Source organism: Streptomyces sp. NBC_00989, assembly GCF_045162655.1.
GTDB lineage: Bacteria > Actinomycetota > Actinomycetes > Streptomycetales > Streptomycetaceae > Streptomyces.
Map to the genome: position 1 here is coordinate 3,519,009 of NZ_CP108728.1, position 20,835 is coordinate 3,539,843.

Genomic DNA, 20,835 nt, shown 5'->3' on the forward strand with positions numbered 1-20,835 from the left:
GCAGGTTTACGGTTTTGCGCCACACCTTAGGAAGCCAGCCGTGGTTTCGAGCCGCGCCGGACGCCGGAGACTTCGGATCAGGGCGTCCGGAGCGGCCAGGGCTGCGATTCACCCGTTCAGCGGATGGCGTATTCCAGCCACTCCGCGTCGATCTCGCCCTCGGCGACGATCACCGCGGGACCGGTCATCTCGATCTGACCGTCGGGCCGCTCGGTGATCACCAGCGTTCCACCGGGCACATCGACGGTGTACGTCGCCTGCGTCCCGGTGACGGCCGGGTCCGCGCCGTCTCTCCGGGCGGCGGCCACGGCGACCGCGCACGCGCCCGTGCCGCACGAGCGGGTCTCGCCGGCGCCGCGCTCGTGCACGCGCATCGCCACGTGCCCGGGGCCGCGGTCGACCACGAACTCCACGTTCACGCCGTCCGGGTAGGCGGCGGCCGGGCTGAAGGACGGCGCGGAGAACAGGTCGCCGGCCTGCGCGAGGTCCTCGACGAAGGCGACCGCGTGCGGGTTGCCCATGTTCACGTTCCGCGCGGGCCAGCTGCGCTCGCCGACGCTCACCGTGACGTCCCCTTCGGGGAGGCGGGCCTTGCCCATGCCGGTGGTGACGTCACCGTCCTTGGCGATGTGCATGGACTTCACACCCGCGCGCGTGGCGATCGCGAAGTCGCCTTCGGCCGCATACCCGGCTCGCTGGAGATAGCGGGCGAACACACGCGTGCCGTTTCCGCACATCTCCGCGATCGAACCGTCGCCGTTGCGGTAGTCCATGAACCACTCCGCCTCGGCCGCCATGTCCCGCGCCTCGGGGTGCGCGGCGGACCGCACCACGTGCAGCAGTCCGTCGCCGCCGATGCCCGCGCGGCGGTCGCACAGGGCGGCCACGGCGGCCGGGGACAGGTCGATGGCGTTCTCGGGGTCCGGGACGATCACGAAGTCGTTCTCGGTGCCGTGCCCCTTGAGGAAGGCGATCCGCGTGCTCATTCCTCGATCGTACGGGGTGGCTATGACAACCCGACGATCAAGGTGACCACCACGACGGCTAGTGCTCTGACCGCGTTGGTTCGCCGGGTTGGTGGTCGTGGCGGTTGGATGTGGGGTGACGTCCGATCCGACTACTGGAGGCGCGGTGGCCGAGCCTGTCCGTGTGCGCAGACTGACCGACCAGGAGGGGCAGAAGCTGCAGCAGATCGTGCGCCGTGGCAGCACGAGTTCGGTGCGTTACCGGCGGGCGATGATGCTGCTGGCCTCGGCCGGCGGGAACCGGGTGCCGGTGATCGCCCAGTTGGTGCAGGCCGACGAGGACACGGTGCGGGATGTGATCCACCGGTTCAACGAGATCGGCCTGGCCTGCCTGGACTCTCGGTGGGCGGGAGGCCGTCCCCGCCTGCTCAAGCCTGACGACGAGGACTTCGTCGTGGCGACGGCTACCACCCGACCGGCCAAGCTCGGCCAGCCGTTCACCCGCTGGTCACTGCGCAAACTCGTCGCCTACCTGCGCAAAGTGCACGGCCGGGTGATCCGTATCGGCCGTGAGGCGTTACGGTCTACGCTCACCCGCCGCGGCGTCACCTTCCAGCGCACCAAGACCTGGAAGGAATCACCCGACCCCGAACGGGAGGCGAAGCTGGAACGGATCGAGGAGGTCCTTGACCGCTTCCCCGACCGGGTGTTCGCCTTCGACGAGTTCGGACCGCTCGGCATCCGGCCCACCGCGGGCTCGGGCTGGGCGAAACGGAAACATCCCGACCGGGTGCCGGCCACCTACCACCGCACGCACGGGGTGCGCTACTTCCACGGCTGCTACTCCGTCGGCGACGACCGTCTGTGGGGCGTCAACTGCCGCAGGAAAGGTGCCGCGAACACGCTTACTGCGCTGAAGTCGATCCGCGCCGCCCGGCCCGACGGTGCACCGATCTACGTGATCATGGACAACCTGTCCGCCCACAAGGGCACGGACATCCGTCGTTGGGCGAAGAAACACAAGGTCGAGCTGTGCTTCACCCCGACCTACGCCTCGTGGGCGAACCCCATCGAGGCCGACTTCGGACCGCTGCGGCAGTTCACCATCGCCAACTCCAACTACCCCAACCACACCGTGCAGACCCGGGCCCTGCACGCCTATCTGCGCTGGCGCAACGCCAATGCACGCCACCGCGATGTCCTGGCCGCCGAACGCAAGGAGCGCGCCCGCATCCGCAGCGAGAAGGGCATCCGCTGGGGCGGACGCCCCCTCAAAACTGCAGCGTGATCGCCCCTTCCCGCCGAGTGCGCAGCTCCTTGTGAAAGGCTGGGAGCATGATGGGCGGACGGTCCGAGAACCCAGAACTCTGGGCGTTCCTGGAATCACTGCACTACGGCGACATCCTTTCCGGCACCGTCACAGCGATCGAACGGTTCGGCGTGTTCGCGGCACTGGACGACGGCCCCGACCACCCGGTCTTCCCCGGCGTCGGGTTCATCACGATCCCCGAACTGTCCTGGCGGCGCATCGAAACCGCCTTCGACGTTGTACAGGTCGGACAGCGCGTCTCGGCCGAGTTCCTCCAGTTCGACACATGGAACCTGGAGGCCAGGCTGTCCTTGCGGGCGACACAGCCGGACCCCTTCCAGACATTCGCCGACCGCACCGCGGTGGGGCAGAAACTGCACGGACGGGTCACCAAATTGGTCGCGTTCGGCGTCTTCGTCCAGGTCGCCGACGGGATCGAGGGGCTGGTCCACCTGCGAGAGCTCGCATCGACGCCCGTGGAAAGTCCGTCAGATGTCGTCCAGGCCGGCGAGGAGGTCACGGTCGTCGTCACTGAAATCGACCGGGAGCGACGCAGGCTGGTTCTCTCTCGACGACAAAGCTCCTCCGACCACCCGTGACTCCCGCACGTTCCCGCGACGGTTCCTCGCACCAGCGTTCCTGAGCGTCTGAGCGCCCGCTCCGCGCAAGGGAAGCACCGCTCCAACCCGGTGAACCTAGGCGGTCACAGCACTAGCGGAGCCTGGCCACGCGGTACACGGCGAGGACCGCGACCACGCCCACCATCAGGGAGTACGCGATGACGACCCGCCAGTCCGGGCGGCGACCGGAGCCCCGCTGCGGGAAGCCCGGCCAGGTGTAGCCGACGCGGCGGGCGGCCGTGGTGCCCCAGCCGGCCGCGCAGGAGCAGATGAGCAGACCGAGCATGGCGACCACGGCCCCGCTGTCGCCGAAGTCGAAGGCGAGCGGGAAGGCGAACATCAGGGAGCCGACCGCGGCCAGGGCCACGATGGGGGCGAGCTGCCAGATGCGCAGACGGCGCTGCGGGCGGAGCTCGACCTCGACCTCGGGTCCGGCGAACATCTCGTCGGGCCCGGGACCGTCGGCGGTCACGCCGCCCTGGATCTCGTCCGGGCCGTCCGGGCTCAGCAGGCCGTCGCCCTCTTCCGGTTCACCGCGGTCCGCAGTGACCTGCTCGATGCCTTCTGCGGTGTCGCGAGGGCCGGCCTCCATCGCCACGCGCCCTCCCAACTCGGACTCCACTTGGTCGATCGAAGCTCGATGATGGCACGCCCCCGGAGGCCGGGACGGCGGCCTGAGCGTCCCGATGCCATGACGTGATCAGGCTGTGACCGGTCGTTCGACCAACGCCAGTGCCAGGTGCGGAAGTTCTGTGAGATCCGCCGCAGCCCCACTCAACCAGTGCACCCGTGGATCGCGTCTGAACCACGAATCCTGACGGCGCGCGAAGCGCTTGGTGGCACGCACGGTCTCCGTGCGCGCCTCCTGTTCCGTGCACTCCCCCGCGAGCGCCGAGAGCACCTGCTGATAGCCGAGCGCGCGGGACGCCGTGACCCCCTCGCGCAGTCCGCGCGCGTCCAGCGCCCGCACCTCGTCCACGAGCCCCGCGCTCCACATCCGGTCGACCCGGCGCGCGATGCGCTCGTCGAGTTCGGGGCGCGCCACGTCGACGCCGATCTGGACGGTGTCGTAGATCGAGTCGTGGCCGGGGAGGTTGGCGGTGAAGGGCTTGCCGGTGATCTCGATGACCTCCAGGGCGCGGACGATACGGCGGCCGTTGCTGGGCAGGATCGCGTGCGCGGCCTCGGGGTCGGCGGCGGCGAGGCGGGCGTGCAGGGCGCCGGAGCCGCGCAGGGCGAGCTCCTCCTCCAGGCGGGCGCGGACCTCGGGGTCGGTGCCGGGGAACTCCAGGTTGTCGACCGCCCCGCGCACGTAGAGCCCGGAGCCGCCGACCAGGACCGGCCAGCGCCCCTCGGCGAGCAGGGCGTCGATGCGCTCACGGGCGAGCCGCTGGTACTCGGCGACGGACGCCGTGACCGTCACGTCCCAGATGTCCAGGAGGTGGTGCGGGACGCCGTCGCGCTCCTCGGGCGTCAGCTTGGCGGTGCCGATGTCCATCCCTCGGTAGAGCTGCATGGAGTCGGCGTTGACGACCTCGCCACCTAGACGCTGGGCCAGGAAGACGCCCAGATCGGACTTTCCGGCCGCGGTCGGTCCGACGACGGCGATGACTCGGGGGGCGGGGGGTGCGCTGCTCACGCTCCCAGTCTCGCAAACGTCGGACCCTCGCCTCGAACGAGTTACGTGACAGCACGCGCGCGGGGTCGTTCCCCGTTGCGAGGTACCCCGCCGCCGGTTTCGGGAGGCGGTGACCCGGGCGACGCAAACGGACGCACCGGGCTACGCGGGATTTCGCCCGCACGAGTAACGTATGGAGTTGATATGGGCGTTTTTGACCGGCTTCTTCGGAGGTCGAAGGCTACGGAGGAGGCGTCAACCGCCGAAGCACAGGCCGGCACACAGACGGCCGAGGACCTGACGGCCGAAGCCGCCGACGAGGTGTCGGAGACCGAGGCGGGGGCAGGCGGCCAGGAAGCGGCGGAGACGACGGCGACGGAGGCCGTCGGGGCCGCGGACGGCGTCGACAGCGTCGAGATCCCCAAGCAGCAGTCCGCCGAAGAGGCCGCCGACAACGAGGCCGGTGAAGCCGCCCGTACGTAACTGCCCCGCGTGGAAAGGTGAACCATGGGTCTGCTGGACAACTTCAAGGCCAAACTCGCCCCGGCGAAGGACAAGGTCTCGGGCCTCGCGCAGCAGCACGGAGGCAAGATCGAGAACGGCCTGGACAAGGCCGCGAAAATGGTCGACGAGAAGACCAAGGGCAAGTACAGCGACAAGATCCAGACGGGCACGGGCAAGGCCAAGGACGCCATGGACCGAATCGCGCACCAGGGCGACACGGGAAGCCCCGGGAGCACGGGGGCGGACGGCGGCGGCACGACCACGCCGCCGGACTCGACCCCGCCGGCTTCCTGAACGGCACCTGCACATCGATCGGCGGACGGCCGCGGAGCATAGGGCTCCCGGCCGTCCGCCGTTTCGTCGAGGCGAGGTCGGGAGGGGTACGCCCCTTCAGCGGGAGGTGGGCCGGACGCGGTCCGTGAGCGTCGCGACCGCCTCATGGCCGTCTCCCCAACGGCAGGCCGTTCGACGGTCCGCCGGACAGGTCGTACGACGTTGACGGGGCCCACGGGCGACGGCATGATGACCGACTGCGTGGCCTACGCCGAACCTCCCGCGACCGTCCCCGGCACGGTCTTCCAGCGGAGGCAAAGGGACCAGCGTCTCAGGTCGTTGTCGCAGCCCGATCGCCTCGGGCGAGGTTGCCGGGGAGCCGTCGCTCAAGGCGTGGAAGGCCGCGATGACAGCCCGTAGGAACTTCAAGCGCCAGGTGCGTGCCCGCGCCGCCAGGACCGGCGAGTCCTACACGTCCGCCCTCCGGCACTTCCGTCCGACTCCCTCAGGAGACGTCATGCCGGAAGGCAGGAACCCCAGGAGCGTGCGGCTCGCCGTAGCGCAGACCCCCGTACGCGAAGACCCCCGAGACGCCGACGCGCTGCGCGAGAGCGGCCGTCAGGTCCGTGCGCTGATGCGCGAGGCCAGTGATCGGGGCGCGCGGATCGTGCACTTCCCCGAAGGCGCGATCTGCTTCCCCCACAAGCTCGTGATGTCCGTCGACGGCCCGGACGCGGTCGGCCCGGCGGACTGGGAACGATGCCAATGGCCCGTGCTCCGTTCGGAGTTGGCCGCGATCGCCGAGCTGGCCCGCACGTTGCGGCTGTGGACGGTGATCGCCTCGGTCCACCGCCTGACCGAGCCGAACCGCCCCCACAACAGCCTCTACGTCATCTCCGATCGCGGCGAGGTCGTCACTCGCTACGACGAGCGCCTGCTGTCGAAGACGAAGGTCTCGTACATGTACTCGCCGGGCATCTCACCGGTGACCTTCGAGGTCGACGGGGTCCGCTTCGGCTGCCTGCTCGGCATCGAGATCCACTACCCGGAGTTGTTCGCCGAGTACGAGACGCTGGACGTCGACTGCGTCCTGTTCTCCACGACCGGTGCCCCGGGCAACACCGCCGCCCAGGCCCAGGGCCACGCGGCGGTCAACAGCTACTGGGTCAGTCTCTCCGTGCCCGCACAGCACACTGCCAAGACACCGTCCGGAGTCGTCGCCCCCAACGGCGACTGGCTCGAACGGTGCCCCGCTGACGGCTCACCGTCGGTGGCGGTCGTGAACCTCGACGACAGTTCCGAGGCCGCCGCCGAATCGGTGACCTACGGGCGCCCCTGGCGCCGTGAGGCGCGCGCGGGCATCTACGCCGAGCACCAGGTGACCGACCCGCGCAGCGAGGACCGGACGGCGGCTTTCTAGCTCATGGCGCAGTAGTGGAATCCGAGAGGTTCGCGGGTACGGGACGGCTCCCGCGCCGCGAACACCTCGGATTCCGCGGCAGGACGAGACCCAGGAGGACAACGCCTACGACCAGGTCGCGACCACGTACCCGACCCCGTATGGCGCGTCCTCGTACAGCAGCGCCCCGCCCAGGCCCGCACCCTCCGCCGCGCCCGCGAGCACCTGCCAGGGTGCACGTCCCGAGACCTTCAGTTCGTACGCCAACTCGGCGTCCAGCGCCTTGACGGCCGCCACGTCCGCCGCCCCCAGCGCACGCGCGACCTCCGCGTCGAAGGGTGCCGCCCGCTCGTCGAGATAACCCGGCGCCTTCAGCGTCCGGCACGCGCTGGCGTCGCCCATCACCAGCAGCGCGACCCGGTCGGCCTGCGCGACGATGTCCCTCCCGGTTTGAATACACCGCTCGGCCTCAAGAGGTTCCCCCACCCCGAGTCCCTCGATCGGGGCGTCGGACCACCCGGTGCGCTCCAGCAGCCACGCGGCGACGGCGAGCGAGGGCGGAAGCTCACGCTCCGACGCCGTACCAGCATCGGCGTGACGGTCCCTACCCAGCCGTACGTCGAGATCCACGCCGAAGCCTCGGAACGAACCCCGGGTGCCCTCGGGATGCGGCCCGCGTGCGCTCTGCTCGGCGGGCCCGACGACCACCAGGCGGTCGGGCCGGGCGGCGGCGAGCACGCCCAGCGCGTCGGTGCACGCGGCCCGCGCGGCGGCCAGTTCGGGCGCGGCACCTGCGGCGACGTCGGGGACGAGGAGGGGAGGGCAGGGGCAGACGGCAGCGGCTACGAGCATGGCCGGAACACTAACAAGGCACGCCGACACGTCACGCCGACAGTCCACAGGGGCATGTCGGCGACGCGATGTCGTTCAGCGGGGCGCGACGGTCTCAGTCGCAGCCGCAACCGCTCCCCGTGGCGACCGGCAGCGGAGCGGGTGCGCCGATCTTCGGCAGGCCCAGCATCACGCCGGCCGGCTTGGCGGCCTCGGCCGCGTTCCGCTTCTCCCAGGCGTCGCCCGCGCGCGTGGGGCGGACGTTCAGGGTGGGTCCCTCGGCGAGGAGGTGGTGCGGGGCGGCGTACGTGATCTCGACCGTCACCACGTCACCGGGGCGGACCTCCTGGTCCGGCTTGGTGAAGTGGACGAGGCGGTTGTCGGGGGCGCGCCCGGAGAGGCGGTGGGTGGCGCCGTCCTTGCGGCCCTCGCCCTCGGCGACCATCAGCTCCAGGGTGCGGCCGACCTGCTTCTTGTTCTCGTCCCAGGAGATCTCCTCCTGGAGGGCGACGAGACGCATGTAGCGCTCCTGGACGACCTCTTTGGGGATCTGGTTCTCCATGGTCGCGGCCGGGGTGCCGGGCCGCTTGGAGTACTGGAACGTAAACGCTTGCGCGAAGCGCGCCTCGCGGACCGCGTGCATCGTCTGCTCGAAGTCCTCCTCGGTCTCCCCGGGGAAGCCCACGATGATGTCCGTGGTGATGGCGGCGTGCGGGATGGACGCGCGGACCTTCTCGATGATCCCCAGGTAGCGCTCCTGGCGGTAGGAACGGCGCATGGCCTTGAGGATCGGGTCCGAGCCGGACTGCATGGGCATGTGCAGCTGCGGCATCACGTTCGGTGTCTCGGCCATCGCGGCGATGACGTCGTCGGTGAAGTCGCGCGGGTGCGGCGAGGTGAAGCGGACGCGCTCCAGGCCCTCGATCGCGCCGCACGCGCGGAGCAGCTTGCTGAAGGCCTCGCGGTCGCCGATGTCGGAGCCGTACGCGTTGACGTTCTGGCCGAGCAGCGTGATCTCGGAGACGCCCTCGCCGACCAGGGCCTCGATCTCGGCGAGGATGTCGCCGGTGCGCCGGTCCTTCTCCTTGCCGCGCAGCGCCGGGACGATGCAGAAGGTGCACGTGTTGTTGCAGCCGACGGAGATCGACACCCAGGCCGCGTAGGCGCTCTCGCGCCGGGTCGGCAGCGTCGAGGGGAAGGCCTCCAGGGACTCCGCGATCTCGACCTGCGCCTCTTCCTGCACGCGCGCGCGTTCCAGGAGGACCGGCAGCTTGCCGATGTTGTGCGTGCCGAAGACGACGTCCACCCAGGGCGCCTTCTTCACGATGGTGTCGCGGTCCTTCTGGGCGAGACAGCCGCCGACGGCGATCTGCATCCCGGGGCGCTTGGTCTTCATCGGGGCGAGCCGCCCGAGGTTGCCGTAGAGCCGGTTGTCGGCGTTCTCGCGCACGGCGCAGGTGTTGAAGACGACGACGTCCGCGTCCCCGTCCGAGCCCTCGGGCGCGCGGACATAACCGGCACCCTCCAGGAGACCGGAGAGCCGCTCGGAATCGTGAACGTTCATCTGGCACCCATAAGTGCGCACTTCGTACGTTTTGACGTCCACTGCCTCGCTCCGGTCACCGCTGCTCATGTGACAAGGGTAGGCGGTGCCGGCAGTGGCTCCTCCGGCGGCCGAAAACCGCAGTGACTCACAGCACGGGCCCGGCGAGCGGAAGCCGGCCGGCGCCACCACCCCGGAGGCCGGTCACTCTCCTCCGGTGGCCCACCCCTGCTTGCGCAGCACCCCCGACACGTCCGGCGCCTCGTAGTGCTCCCCTTTGAGCACCTTGCCGTCGGCCCTGCGGGCGATCTCGCCGTCCGGGCCGATCTTGGTCATGTTGGCGCGGTGGATCTCGGCGATCACGGCGTCGAGGTCGACGCCGTGGACGAGGGCCGTGCCGTACGCGACGTAGACGACGTCGGCCAGTTCGTGCGCCAGCCGGTCGAGGGGGCCGCTCACGGAGACCTCGGCGACCTCCGCGGCTTCCTCGGCGAGCAGTTCGCCCCGGTGGGCGGCGAGGCCGGGGGCGACCTCGGTGGGTGTGGTGCGGGCGTCGAGCCCGAAGGCCCGGTGGAATTCGCGGACCAGGTCGGCGGGCGAAGAACTCATGCCACGACCCTAGTGGCCGCCGCTCACCGGCTCCGATCAGCCTCCGTCGATGCCCTCCGCCCCGGTCCGCCACGCAGTCCCGGGCCCTGGCCTGCCCTGGTCAGTACCGCGCACGGACTGGCAGGATCGCGCGCATGCTCAAGGTGTTCTCCCGTATCAGCCGACGCCGGGCCCTCCAGGGCGCCGCCGCCGGCTTCGTCGCCTTCGGGCTGTTGCTGTGGTGGCTGCTGCCCCTGGGCGACGAACCGCCGACCGGGACGATCACCTTCAGCACAGGGACCCCGCTCGGGGTCTACCAGGAGTACGGCAAGCTCCTGCGCACCGAGCTGGACAAGGACATGCCGGGCCTCAAGGTGAAGCTGGTGAACAGCGACGGGTCGCAGGAGAACGTCGCGCGCGTGGCGACCGGTCAGGCCGACTTCACCATCGCCGCGGCCGACGCGGTGGGGACGTACGAGATGGAGGGCAAGCCCGGTGCGGCGGGACTGCGTGGGGTCGCGCGGCTCTACGACGACTACGTCCAGCTCATCGTGCCGCGTGACTCGGACATCGACTCGGTCTCCGATCTGCGGGGCAAGCGGGTGGCCATAGGGCCGAACCGCTCGGGTGTGCGGCTGATCGCCAACCGGGTGCTCACGGCGGCCGGCATCGACCCGAAGAAGGGCATCGCGCCGGTGGCGGCCGGTATCGACACCGGACCTGACCTGCTCAGGCGGGGCAAGATCGACGCGTTCTTCTGGTCGGGCGGGCTGCCGACGGACGGCCTGAAGGACCTCGCCAAGAAGTACGAGTTCCAGTTCGTGCCGATCGAGGCGGACCTCGTGGCCAAAATGCACGAGCAGGGAGACGCCACCCGCTTCTACCGTGCCACCAACATGCCGGAGTCGGCCTACCCCACCATCCAGCGGGGGTCCACCGTCCCGACCATCGCCGTGTCCAACCTGCTGATGACCCGCAAGGACATGGATCCCAGGCTCACCGAGTGGATCACCAAGACCGTGATCAAGAGCCGGGACGGCATCGGCAAGCGCGTCCACTCCGCACAGCTGGTGGACCTGCGCACGGCGATCTACACCGATCCCCTGGCCCTGCACGAGGGCGCCCGGCGCTACTACCGCTCCGTCAAGCCCTAGAGATTCGCCAAGCCCCAGAGAGCCGTAGGGCCCGCCACAGGCCCCTGTACCGCCGCCCGTGCCCCGGAATCTCAACACAGGCCCGCGAGCCGCCTGTTCAGGCCGTGGGCCCGCTCCTGGGCACCGACACGGTCACCTTGAGGCCGTGCGGCTCGTGGTGGTCGTACGCGAGGGAGCCGCCGCCCGCGGCCAGCAGGACCTGGGAGATGGACAGGCCGAGGCCGGAGCCGTTGATGTTCTGGTGGCGTCCGCTGCGCCAGAAGCGGTCGCCCACACGCGCGAGTTCGTCCTCGGTGAGGCCCGGGCCGTGGTCCGTGACGACGACGGTCGAGGTCTCGCCGTTCGACGCGACCGTCACCTCGACGGACTCGTCCTCGGGCGTGAACTTCACCGCGTTGTCGATCACGGCGTCCAGGGCGCTGGACAGCGTGATCGGGTCGGCCCAGGCCGTGGTGGGCGGGCAACTGCCCACCAGGCGCACGCCCTTGGCCTCGGCGGTCGGTGCCCAGGCCGCGACGCGCTCGGCGGTCAGCGCGCCGATGTCGGTGATCCTCAGGTCGGCGTCCGCGTGCTCGGCCAGGGCCAGGTCGAGCAGGTCGTCCAGGACCTGGGTCAGGCGCTTGCCCTCGGTGCGGACCGAGGCGATCTCGTCGTTGTCCTCCGGCAGTTCGAGCGCGAGCAGTTCGATGCGCAGCAGCAGCGCCGAGAGCGGGTTGCGCAACTGGTGCGAGGCGTCGGCGACGAAGGCGCGCTGCTGCTCCAGCACGTCCTCGACGTTGTCCGCCATCTCGTTGAACGACCGGGCCAGACGCTGGAGTTCCGGCGGCCCGCCGGCGGCCGCGACCCGGGACTTGAGACGCCCGGTGGCGATGTCGTGGGTGGTGGCGTCGAGGACCCGTACGGGTCGCAGGACCCAGCCGGTCAGCCGTAGGGCCGCGCCGACGGCCAGCAGCATCGCGGCGATCTCGCCGGCGCCGATCGTCAGCCAGCCGCGCAGGGTGCGTGAACGCATGGGTCCGGTGGGCGAGTCGGTGACCACGACCGCGATGACGTCGCCGTCCCGGATGACCGGCGAGGCGACGACGAGGCGGTTGCGCTGCCAGGGCCAGACCTGCTCCGGGTCGTGGCTGCGACGGCTGAGCAGCGCCTCGGCGAATGCCTCACGCACCTCGCCCGTCTTGGGCAGCAGGAAGTCGTCCGGCGCGTTCGCCATGGAGGTGTCGGTGCGGTAGAAGACGCCCGCGCGGATGCCGTAGACCTCGTAGTAACTGGCGAGTTCGCGGTCCAGGGTCTCCTGGCGCTCGTCCGGGACCGTGCCGGAGGGGCGTGATCCCGTGGGAGCGTCGGTGACGAACTGGGCCAGGGCCGCGAACCGCGCGGTGTCGTCGATACGGTCGACGATCACCTTCTGTTGCTGGGCCGCGGCCACGCTGATGGCGAGCGGAACGCCGAGCGCCAGCAGGACGGCCGCCATCAGGACGATGAGCAGCGGGAGAAGACGTGTGCGCACCCGGGCCCGCTACGCGGCCGGAGCGACGAGCCGGTAGCCGACGCCTCGTACGGTCTCGATCAGCGCGGGCATCCGCAGTTTGGCGCGCAGGGACGCGACATGCACCTCCAGGGTGCGTCCCGTACCCTCCCAACTGGTGCGCCACACCTCGCTGATGATCTGCTCCCGCCGGAAGACCACTCCTGGACGCTGTGCCAATAGGGCCAGGAGATCGAACTCCTTGCGGGTCAGCTGGACGACCGAACCGTCCACGGTGACCTGACGGGTGGGCAGTTCGATGCGCACCGGGCCGAGCCGCAGCGCGGTGTCGCCGCCCCCGCTCGCGTCCTCGTGGACGCTGCGCCGGCTGACGGCGTGGATGCGGGCGAGCAGTTCCCCGGTGTCGTACGGCTTCACCACGTAGTCGTCGGCTCCGAGGTTGAGGCCGTGGATGCGGGAGCGCACGTCGGAGCGGGCGGTGACCATGATCACCGGGGTGCTGGTGCGCTTGCGGATCTTGCCGCAGACCTCGTAGCCGTCCTGGTCGGGCAGGCCGAGGTCGAGGAGGACGACTCCGAAGCCGTCGCTCTCGGGGACGAGCGCCTGGAGGGCCTCCTCGCCGCTGCGGGCGTGCGTGACGTCGAATCCGTGCCGCGCCAGGACCGCGGACAGAGCGGCGGCGACATGGTTGTCGTCCTCGACGAGGAGCAGTCTCATCCCGGCCCCCTCCGGTTCATCGTTCGTATGGTGTCGGCCTGTACAAAAGCACGTCTCACGCGCGCGTGCACCCAGGCAGTCACGCTGATGGACGAAGACGCCGTCAAGTGGGTTCCGGGTTGCGCGAGGCTTCCGTTACCCAGCCGGTACGGATCCCAGCGGCAAACTGCTACGACACGTGTCCTATTGCTATCCGATCGTGATGCTCAGATCTCGCTCAGATGTGATGACGCTGGTCGTACGGCCTCACTACTGTCCTCCGCAACCGACGAGGACGGAGCCAGCAAGCGATGACCGAAGTATCGGTGGCCAAGGAAGATGTGGCCGCGACCGGCGAACTCGTCGTCCTGAAGAGCGTCAACAAGCACTTCGGCGCGTTGCACGTACTCCAGGACATCGATCTGACGATCGCCCGCGGCGAAGTCGTCGTGGTGATCGGACCCTCAGGGTCCGGAAAGTCCACTCTGTGCCGCACCATCAACCGCCTGGAGACAACCGATTCGGGTTCGATCACGATCGACGGCAAGCCGCTGCCCCAGGAGGGCAGGGAGCTCGCCCGGCTGCGTGCGGACGTCGGAATGGTCTTCCAGTCCTTCAACCTCTTCGCGCACAAGACCGTGCTCGAGAACGTGATACTGGGTCAGATCAAGGTCCGCAAGGCCGACCGCAAGCAGGCCGAGGAGAAGGCCCGGGCGCTGCTCGACCGGGTCGGCGTGGCCACGCAGGCGGACAAGTACCCGGCCCAGTTGTCCGGTGGCCAGCAGCAGCGCGTCGCCATCGCGCGGGCACTGGCCATGGACCCCAAGGTGATGCTCTTCGACGAGCCGACCTCGGCACTCGACCCGGAGATGATCAACGAGGTGCTGGAGGTCATGCAGCAGCTCGCCCGGGACGGGATGACGATGATCGTCGTCACCCATGAGATGGGTTTCGCCCGCTCGGCCGCCAACCGGGTGGTGTTCATGGCCGACGGCCGCATCGTCGAAGAGGCCGTGCCTGACCAGTTCTTCAGCAACCCGCGCAGCGACCGGGCCAAGGACTTCCTGTCGAAGATCCTTCACCACTGACGATCAGCGCCGACGACCACTGACGATCAGCCACGAACGCTGACGAACCGCTACAGCCAGCCACTGGCGGCCCGCCGCCGACGGGCGGCCGCCGACTGCCGCTGAGGGTCCCGCACGCCCTCAGAGGGTCCGTCACACGCTCTGACGGACCCTCATCTCCTCACCAGCCAAAGGATGTTCATCATGAAGCTCCGCAAGGTCACCGTCTTCGCGACCACCGCTCTCGTCCTCTCGCTCGCCGCGACGGCCTGCGGGAGCAGCGACAAGGACGACTCGGGTTCGGACTCCAGCGGTAGCGGCAAGATCAAGGTCGGCATCAAATTCGACCAGCCCGGCCTCGGCCTGAAGCAGCCGGACGGGACGTACGCCGGCTTCGACGTGGACGTGGCGACCTATGTGGCCGGTCAGCTCGGCTACAAGCCCAGCCAGATCGAGTGGGTCGAGACCAAGAGCGCCGACCGTGAGAACGCGCTGGCGCGTGGCGACGTCAAGTTCATCGCGGCCACGTACTCGATCAACGACGAGCGCAAGAAGAAGGTCGACTTCGCAGGCCCCTACCTGTTGGCCCACCAGGACCTGCTCGTCAAGAAGGACTCGACGATCGCGAAGGCCACGGACCTCAACGGCAAGAACCTCTGTTCCGTGACCGGCTCGACCTCGGCGCAGAACATCAAGGACACGATCGCCCCGAAGGCCAACCTCCGTGAGAACTCGGGCTACTCGGAGTGCATCGCGGCCCTCCAGAGCGGTGCCGTCGACGCGGTGACCACCGACGACTCGATCCTCGCGGGCTTCGCCGCGCAGGACAAGTTCAAGGGTCAGTTCAAGCTCGCCGGCCTGAAGCTCAGCAACGAGAACTACGGCATCGGCGTCAAGAAGGGCGACTCCGCGACCGTCACCAAGATCAACACGGCGCTGGAGAAGATGGTCAGCAGCGGCGCCTGGGAGACCGCGGTCACCAAGAACTTCGGCCCGGCCGACTACAAGAACGAGCCCGCCCCGAAGATCGGCGACATCGTCAAGTAAGCCCGAGAAAACCCCGGTAAGGCAGGCCCCATACCCGGAAGCGCGGGAGATCGTGTTCGACTTTCTTCAAGGTTATGACGTCCTCGGGGCGTTCTGGATGACGGTGAAACTCACCGTCCTCTCCGCCCTCGGCTCCCTGGTCTGGGGCACGCTGCTGGCCGGGATGCGGGTCAGCCCGGTCCCACTGATGCGTGGTTTCGCGACCTTCTACGTGAACACCGTCCGGAACATCCCCCTGACGGTCATCATCGTCTTCACCTCGCTCGGCCTCGCCGACATCTTCGGCGTCACCATGGGGGCGTCCGACGACTTCAAGGTGCAGGGTTTCCGGCTGGCGCTCCTGGGGCTCGCGGCGTACCACGCGGCCTTCGTCTGCGAGGCGGTGCGCTCCGGCATCAACACGGTGCCCGTCGGACAGGCGGAGGCGGCCCGCGCCATCGGGCTGAGCTTCAGTCAGGTGCTGCGGATCATCATCCTTCCGCAGGCGTTCCGCGCGGTCATCACTCCGCTGGCCAACGTGCTGATCGCGCTGACCAAGAACACCACGGTGGCGGCCGCGATCGGGGTCGCCGAGGCGGCCGCCCTGATGAAGACGATGATCGAGAACGAGGCCCAGACGGTCGCCATCGGCGCGGTCTTCGCGTTCGGCTTCGTGGTACTGACCCTGCCCACCGGCCTCATCCTCGGCTGGCTGGGCAAGCGACTGGCGGTGAAGCGATGACCTCCGTCCTCTACGACGCGCCCGGCCCCCGCGCCAAGCGGCGCAACGTGCTCTTCTCTGTCGTGTTCTTCGTCCTGCTCGCCCTCTTCTTGTGGTGGGTCTGGCTGACGATGGACGACAAGGGCCAGCTGAAGTGGGCCCTGTGGCAGCCGTTCACCACGTCGGACGCCTGGACGACGTATCTGCTGCCGGGCCTCGGCGACACCCTGAAGGCCGCCGGTCTCGCCATGGTGATCGCCCTCCCCCTGGGCGCGTTCTTCGGTATCGCCCGGATGTCCGACCACCGGTGGGTGCGCGTCCCCGCCGGCGTGGTGGTCGAGTTCTTCCGCTCGATCCCGGTCCTGCTGCTGATGCTCTTCGCGAACGAGTTCTACGTCCGCTCCACGGGCGTCGGCAGCGAGGAACGGCCCCTGTACGCCGTCGTCACCGGCCTGGTGCTCTACAACGCCTCGGTGCTCGCCGAGATCGTCAGGGCGGGCATTCTGTCCCTCCCGAAGGGGCAGACGGAGGCCGCGCACGCGATCGGTCTGCGCAAGGGCCAGACGATGACGAGCATCCTGCTCCCGCAGTCCGTCACCGTCATGCTGCCGGCCATCGTCAGCCAGCTCGTGGTCATCGTGAAGGACACCGCGCTGGGCGGCGTGATGCTGGGCTTCACCGAGCTGCTCAACGCGCGCAGCACCCTGGCGGCCAACTACGCCAATGTGGTGGCGAGTTTCATCGTCGTGGGGATCATCTACATCCTGCTGAACCTCGCCCTCACCACGTTCGCGAGCTGGCTGGAGGGCAGGCTGCGGCGCAGCAAGAAGAGCACCGGCGCGACCGTCGCCCTCGAAGACGCCACGGGGATCAACCCCGCGCAGGTGGGAGGCGGCTTCGGGACCGGCGCCGGCGACTCGATCTGATGATCGGTCAAGTGGCATGAGCGACACGGAGGCAGTGGCATGATCGCCACTGCCTCCGTCACTTGACGCAAGCACCGGCAATGGGTTGCATACGTTCTGTGATCGTGCACCCTGCTCCAACTTCCTGTTCACATGCGTCCCTGAGGACACCGTCACGGGCAGGGGGCGCCGCACCGTGGACCCGGTGATCATCGTCGGGGCGGGGCCCGTGGGGCTCACGCTCGCCCTGGCACTGGCGCGGCAGGAGGTGCCCTCCGTCCTCCTCGACGAGGGTCCCGGCAAGGACGAACCGCGCCCCGCGCGCACCGTCGTCCTACGGGAGGACACGGCAGCCCTCCTGGAGCGACTGACCGGCGTACCCCTCGCCGAACTCGGCTCGCGCTGGGCCGGATGGCGGTCGATGCGGCGCAAGCAGGTGATGCGCGAGATCACGTTCGACGAGACCGAGCCCGCCCCCCTGCACATCGCCCAGCACGTCCTCACCGGCGCCCTCCGGCATGCCCTGGCGGGCGAGCGGCTCGTGAAGATCGCCCCGGACAACCGCCTCGACTCGCTGGAGCAGGAGCCCTCGGGCGTAACCGCCCACACCCGCGGCCCCAAGGGCACCTGGTGGCGCGGCAGTTACCTGGTCGGCTGCGACGGCCCGCGCTCGACCGTGCGCAAACTCCTGGACATCCGCTTCCCCGGCCGTACGGCGGTGGAGCGACACGCCGTGGCCGCGCTGCGCACGGAACTTCCGTGGCCCGACCAGGCGTTGTTGCATCGGGTGCCGCCGTGGCGGACGTCCGGACCCTCGGCCGGGGAGGTCACCGGACGCCCCCTCCCGGACGGCGTGTGGCGCCTGGACTGGCTGCTGCCGCCGGGCAAGGACCTGGTCACCCCCGAGCTGCTGCTGGCCCGCATCCGGGAGACGCTCGCGGGCTGGACCGAGGGCCCGACACCGCCGTACGAACTGCTCGACACCGGCGTGCACACCGTGCACCACCGGCTGGCGCGGCGGTGGCGGGTGGGGCGGGTGTTCCTCGCCGGGGACGCCGCGCATCTGCTGGGAGCGCTCGGGACGCAGGGGCTGGACGAGGGGCTGCGGGACGCCGACAACCTCGCCTGGAAGCTGGCGCTGGCCTGGCATCACGGGCCGCACGAGGAGCTGCTCGACAGCTATCAGGCGGAGCGGCGGGCGGTCGTGGCGGCCCGGCTGCGCGCCGCCGACCAGGCGCTGCCGCTGGTGCGCGGCGGCGCCGGACTGCGCGCGGTCGTGCCCGGCTCGGCCCGCAACCATGACGTGCTGCTCACGGACGGTCACCTGGGGCACAACGCCCTCGGTGCGCCGGGGGCGTACGCCGACTCGCCGCTCGCGCCCCGGCACATCGAGGCGGAGGTCCCCGTGGACACCCCGCCCGGTGCGCCGGTCGCCGATGTCCTGGTCACCGCCGAGGACGGCGCCTTCGTACGGCTGCGGGACCGCCTCGGGCGCGGCTCCCTGCTGGTCGTCCTGGTCGCGCCGGGCACGGGCGTGTGGGAGCGCAAGCACTGGGTGACGGCCGGAATCATGCCCCGCCTGGCGGCCGCCGTGACGGCGCTGCCGCACCAGGCCGAGCTGCTGGTCGCCGAGAGCTACCCGGGCGCCGCCGCCCACACGGTTCTCCTCGTACGGCCTGACGGACACCTGGTCACCGCGCTGAGCGGGGTGCGCCCTGCGGACCTGTACGCGGCCGCCGAGGCGACCCTGGGTGGCCCTACGAGGACGGAGGCCACGGCGGGCTCGCGCTGAGGCCGCCGTATCCGAACTGTCCACATAGTGACGCTGAGTTGACCGGTCCGCACCGCCGTGCTGTACTCCGGACCATGACCGACACCTCTGTCCACCTCTGGCGGAAGGTCCATCTGGACCTCGTCCGCTATGTGGGCTGCGTGTGTCTCATCGCCTGCTGAATTCGCATCTCTCTCACCCGCGCGCGCCACTGTCGTGATGCCTGCGCGCACCCTCGCGAACACTCATCAGGACGGTGCACGTGTCTGTCTCCCCCTCTGCCTCCGTGTCCCCCGCTGCGCCCTCCCAGGCCCCGACGCAGGCGGACCTGCTCGACTTCGTCCGCCGTACGGCCGCCGACGCCGAGCTGATCGCCTCGCTCCCCCTCGACCCCGAGGGCCGCACCTGGGTACGGCTCGAAGGTCCCGGCGGCAGCGAGGCCTGGCTGATCGGCTGGCCGCCCGGCAGCGGGACGGGCTGGCACGACCACGCCGAGTCGGTCGGCGCCTTCCTCACCGCCGCCGGCGAACTCAAGGAGAACTCGCTCGCCGCTCGACTCCCGAGCCACGGCTGGAAGACCCTCGAACTGGAGGAGGGCGTGGACCGCGCGCGGCGGCTGCCGACCGGCAAGGGCCGCGCCTTCGGTCAGCACCACGTCCACGAGGTGCTCAACGAGTCCTCCGAAGAGCACGCGATCTCCGTCCACGCCTACTACCCGCCGCTGCCGCAGATCCGCCGCTACAGCCGCACGGGCCCGGTCCTGCGCCTGGAGCAGGTCGAGCGCCCGGCGGACTGGCAGTGAGTGCCGTACGCGAACAGCCCCTCGGCATAGACGAGTTGCTGGAGCGGACGCGCGAGACCTACGAACGGATCGAGGCACAGGCGGCATACGAAGCCGCCCGTGACGACGATGCCCTCCTGGTCGACATCCGCTACGCGGCCCTGCGCGACCGGGACGGCCTCATCCCCGGTGCCCTGGTCGTCGAGCGCAACGAACTGGAGTGGCGCCTCGACCCCCGGGGCAGCCACCGCGCCCCCGAGGCCACCGGCCACGACCTGCGCGTCGTGGTGATCTGCAACGAGGGCTACGCGTCCACCCTGGCAGCCGCGTCCCTGCACCGCCTGGGCCTGCGCCGCGCGACGGACCTCGTCGGCGGCTTCCAGGCCTGGAAGGCGGCGGGACTGCCTGTCACGTCGTAGACACTCTGTCTACGACGTGACACACCGACCCGCTCACGACCCGTCGGAGGGGCAGTAGAGCGGGGCGGTGTCCGCGTTGGTCCTGGTGATCAGGCGGGCCGGTGTGGTGGCGATCTTCTCCACCTTCTCCTTACGGAGAAGGCTGATGGTGTTGGTGACGGCCAGTTCGCCGGTGTCCTTGGCCGAGTTGGAGACGGTGGCGGCGAAACGGCCGTCCTTGAGGGCGGCGAGGGCCTCGTCGGTGCCGTTGACCGTCACGATCCTGACCTTCTTGCCGCCGGCCGCGTCGAAGGCCTTCCGGGCCGCGAACGCCATCTCTTCGTTGGCGACGAAGGCGTAGTCCAGGTCGGGATGTGCCCTGATCATGCCCTCGGCGACGATCTTCGCCTTCGCGGCGACGAACATGGCGGGCTGGTTCGCGACCACCTTCACGTTCGCCGGCAAGCCCTTGGTGAAACCGCCGACGAGCAGGTCGGAGGCGGCGCCGGGCGCGCCCGCGATGACGGCCACCTGCACCTCGCGCCCCGCGGCGTCGTCCTCGATCCACTCGGCGTCCAGCTTGCCCACCGCCTTCAGGTCGACGACGACGGCCCCGAGGATGTCGGACGGATCGGCGCTGACCGAGGTCAGGAAGATCGGGATGTGCGCGCTCCTGGCCTTGGCGATGTCGCTCTTGAGCGCGGTGGTGCTGACGGTCTGCAGGATGATCGCGTCGACATGGCGCGCGATCATGTCCTGGATGTTGGCCAGCTCCCGCGCGGCGTCCTGATGCGAGTTGACGGTGACGAGCTTCGCGAAGTTGCTCCTGGCCGTGTTCGCGATCGACTCCTGCAGACAGGTGTGGAACTCCGTACTGCCGCCGTTGACGAACCCGAGCGTGGTGGGCCCGTCGTCGGCGGGCGTGGCACTGGACTCCAGTCCGCAGCCGCTCAGTAGGAGACCGATGCCGACCAAGAAGACCACCAGCGTTCTTCGGTGGTGGGCGGGCAGGGACAAGGACAAGGGGGCCGCCTTTCAGGGCGTACGAGGACCGGTCGGCGATACGGCCGGAGGCACTCGGGCAGGCCTGGCTGCGGCTCGGTGGGCGGTGAGGGCCGAGGCGCAACAGGCGGGGAGGCCTGGGGTCGGCAGCAGAAGCTACCCCCGCGCCAAACAT

General features: G+C 69.7%; 22 protein-coding genes. 13 read left to right on the forward strand and 9 right to left on the reverse strand.

Annotation, left to right across the window (positions count from 1 at the left end; genetic code table 11):
• Positions 1-116: 116 nt before the first annotated feature.
• A complete protein-coding gene (dapF, locus tag OG714_RS15045; RefSeq protein ID WP_406121325.1) occupies positions 117-986 on the reverse strand; it encodes a diaminopimelate epimerase in 870 nt (289 codons plus the stop codon).
• A gap of 145 nt (positions 987-1,131) precedes the next feature.
• Here dapF and OG714_RS15050 point away from each other — a divergent pair, with 145 nt between their 5' ends.
• On the forward strand, positions 1,132-2,253 hold the full coding sequence (locus tag OG714_RS15050) for an IS630 family transposase (RefSeq protein ID WP_406121327.1): 1,122 nt from the start codon (positions 1,132-1,134) through the stop codon (positions 2,251-2,253).
• A gap of 47 nt (positions 2,254-2,300) precedes the next feature.
• Positions 2,301-2,873: a S1 RNA-binding domain-containing protein gene (locus OG714_RS15055; RefSeq protein ID WP_406121329.1), complete on the forward strand. Its 573-nt coding sequence runs from the start codon at positions 2,301-2,303 to the stop codon at positions 2,871-2,873.
• 112 nt (positions 2,874-2,985) lie between these two features.
• Here OG714_RS15055 and OG714_RS15060 read toward each other — a convergent pair whose 3' ends face one another.
• On the reverse strand, positions 2,986-3,486 hold the full coding sequence (locus OG714_RS15060; RefSeq protein WP_406131825.1) for a hypothetical protein: 501 nt from the start codon (positions 3,484-3,486) through the stop codon (positions 2,986-2,988).
• A 108-nt stretch (positions 3,487-3,594) separates the two neighbouring features.
• Positions 3,595-4,533 carry a tRNA (adenosine(37)-N6)-dimethylallyltransferase MiaA gene (gene miaA, locus OG714_RS15065; RefSeq protein WP_406121331.1) on the reverse strand — a complete coding sequence of 313 codons (939 nt, stop codon included), beginning with the start codon at positions 4,531-4,533 and terminating at the stop codon, positions 3,595-3,597.
• Positions 4,534-4,716: 183 nt separating this feature from the next.
• Here miaA and OG714_RS15070 point away from each other — a divergent pair, with 183 nt between their 5' ends.
• From OG714_RS15070 to OG714_RS15080, 3 genes are all read left to right on the forward strand, one after another.
• Entirely contained in the window at positions 4,717-4,995 is a 279-nt protein-coding gene (locus OG714_RS15070; RefSeq protein WP_406121333.1) for a hypothetical protein, read from the forward strand.
• A 24-nt stretch (positions 4,996-5,019) separates the two neighbouring features.
• On the forward strand, positions 5,020-5,310 hold the full coding sequence (locus OG714_RS15075; RefSeq protein ID WP_406121335.1) for an antitoxin: 291 nt from the start codon (positions 5,020-5,022) through the stop codon (positions 5,308-5,310).
• A 385-nt stretch (positions 5,311-5,695) separates the two neighbouring features.
• Entirely contained in the window at positions 5,696-6,709 is a 1,014-nt protein-coding gene (locus OG714_RS15080; RefSeq protein ID WP_406121337.1) for a carbon-nitrogen hydrolase family protein, read from the forward strand.
• A 105-nt stretch (positions 6,710-6,814) separates the two neighbouring features.
• Here OG714_RS15080 and OG714_RS15085 read toward each other — a convergent pair whose 3' ends face one another.
• From OG714_RS15085 to OG714_RS15095, 3 genes are all read right to left on the reverse strand, one after another.
• Positions 6,815-7,540, reverse strand: a complete 726-nt coding sequence (locus OG714_RS15085) for a class III extradiol dioxygenase subunit B-like domain-containing protein (RefSeq protein ID WP_406121339.1) — start codon at positions 7,538-7,540, stop codon at positions 6,815-6,817.
• Positions 7,541-7,634: 94 nt separating this feature from the next.
• Positions 7,635-9,152, reverse strand: coding sequence for a tRNA (N6-isopentenyl adenosine(37)-C2)-methylthiotransferase MiaB (gene miaB / locus OG714_RS15090; protein WP_406121341.1), 1,518 nt, complete (start codon positions 9,150-9,152; stop codon positions 7,635-7,637).
• 114 nt (positions 9,153-9,266) lie between these two features.
• Entirely contained in the window at positions 9,267-9,671 is a 405-nt protein-coding gene (locus OG714_RS15095; RefSeq protein ID WP_406121343.1) for a MazG nucleotide pyrophosphohydrolase domain-containing protein, read from the reverse strand.
• Positions 9,672-9,805: 134 nt separating this feature from the next.
• Here OG714_RS15095 and OG714_RS15100 point away from each other — a divergent pair, with 134 nt between their 5' ends.
• The gene (locus OG714_RS15100) at positions 9,806-10,804 is read left to right on the forward strand and encodes a TAXI family TRAP transporter solute-binding subunit (protein ID WP_406121344.1); all 999 of its coding nucleotides are present in this window, start codon (positions 9,806-9,808) and stop codon (positions 10,802-10,804) included.
• A 97-nt stretch (positions 10,805-10,901) separates the two neighbouring features.
• Here the strand turns inward: OG714_RS15100 and OG714_RS15105 are convergent, their stop codons facing one another.
• A complete protein-coding gene (locus tag OG714_RS15105; protein WP_406121346.1) occupies positions 10,902-12,314 on the reverse strand; it encodes an ATP-binding protein in 1,413 nt (470 codons plus the stop codon).
• A gap of 9 nt (positions 12,315-12,323) precedes the next feature.
• Positions 12,324-13,010 carry a response regulator transcription factor gene (locus OG714_RS15110; RefSeq protein WP_393753335.1) on the reverse strand — a complete coding sequence of 229 codons (687 nt, stop codon included), beginning with the start codon at positions 13,008-13,010 and terminating at the stop codon, positions 12,324-12,326.
• Between the two features lie 290 nt (positions 13,011-13,300).
• Between OG714_RS15110 and OG714_RS15115 the strand changes: the two genes are divergently transcribed.
• The 7 genes from OG714_RS15115 to OG714_RS15145 all read left to right on the forward strand — a co-directional run bounded on the left by OG714_RS15115 (position 13,301) and on the right by OG714_RS15145 (position 19,679).
• Positions 13,301-14,077 carry an amino acid ABC transporter ATP-binding protein gene (locus tag OG714_RS15115; protein ID WP_406121348.1) on the forward strand — a complete coding sequence of 259 codons (777 nt, stop codon included), beginning with the start codon at positions 13,301-13,303 and terminating at the stop codon, positions 14,075-14,077.
• A gap of 183 nt (positions 14,078-14,260) precedes the next feature.
• Complete coding sequence (locus OG714_RS15120; protein WP_406121350.1) at positions 14,261-15,103, forward strand: glutamate ABC transporter substrate-binding protein; 843 nt, start codon at positions 14,261-14,263, stop codon at positions 15,101-15,103.
• Positions 15,104-15,155: 52 nt separating this feature from the next.
• Positions 15,156-15,824: an amino acid ABC transporter permease gene (locus OG714_RS15125; protein ID WP_406121352.1), complete on the forward strand. Its 669-nt coding sequence runs from the start codon at positions 15,156-15,158 to the stop codon at positions 15,822-15,824.
• Positions 15,821-16,729: an amino acid ABC transporter permease gene (locus OG714_RS15130; RefSeq protein ID WP_406121354.1), complete on the forward strand. Its 909-nt coding sequence runs from the start codon at positions 15,821-15,823 to the stop codon at positions 16,727-16,729. Before OG714_RS15125 ends, OG714_RS15130 begins: the two co-directional genes overlap by 4 nt.
• A gap of 175 nt (positions 16,730-16,904) precedes the next feature.
• Complete coding sequence (locus tag OG714_RS15135) at positions 16,905-18,500, forward strand: FAD-dependent monooxygenase (RefSeq protein WP_406121355.1); 1,596 nt, start codon at positions 16,905-16,907, stop codon at positions 18,498-18,500.
• A gap of 241 nt (positions 18,501-18,741) precedes the next feature.
• Positions 18,742-19,281 (forward strand): cysteine dioxygenase, encoded by a 540-nt coding sequence (locus tag OG714_RS15140; RefSeq protein ID WP_406121357.1) that lies wholly within the window; start codon positions 18,742-18,744, stop codon positions 19,279-19,281.
• Positions 19,278-19,679: a rhodanese-like domain-containing protein gene (locus OG714_RS15145; RefSeq protein WP_406121359.1), complete on the forward strand. Its 402-nt coding sequence runs from the start codon at positions 19,278-19,280 to the stop codon at positions 19,677-19,679. Before OG714_RS15140 ends, OG714_RS15145 begins: the two co-directional genes overlap by 4 nt.
• A 33-nt stretch (positions 19,680-19,712) precedes the next feature.
• Here OG714_RS15145 and OG714_RS15150 read toward each other — a convergent pair whose 3' ends face one another.
• Entirely contained in the window at positions 19,713-20,675 is a 963-nt protein-coding gene (locus OG714_RS15150) for a sugar ABC transporter substrate-binding protein (protein WP_406131826.1), read from the reverse strand.
• Positions 20,676-20,835: the final 160 nt, after the last annotated feature.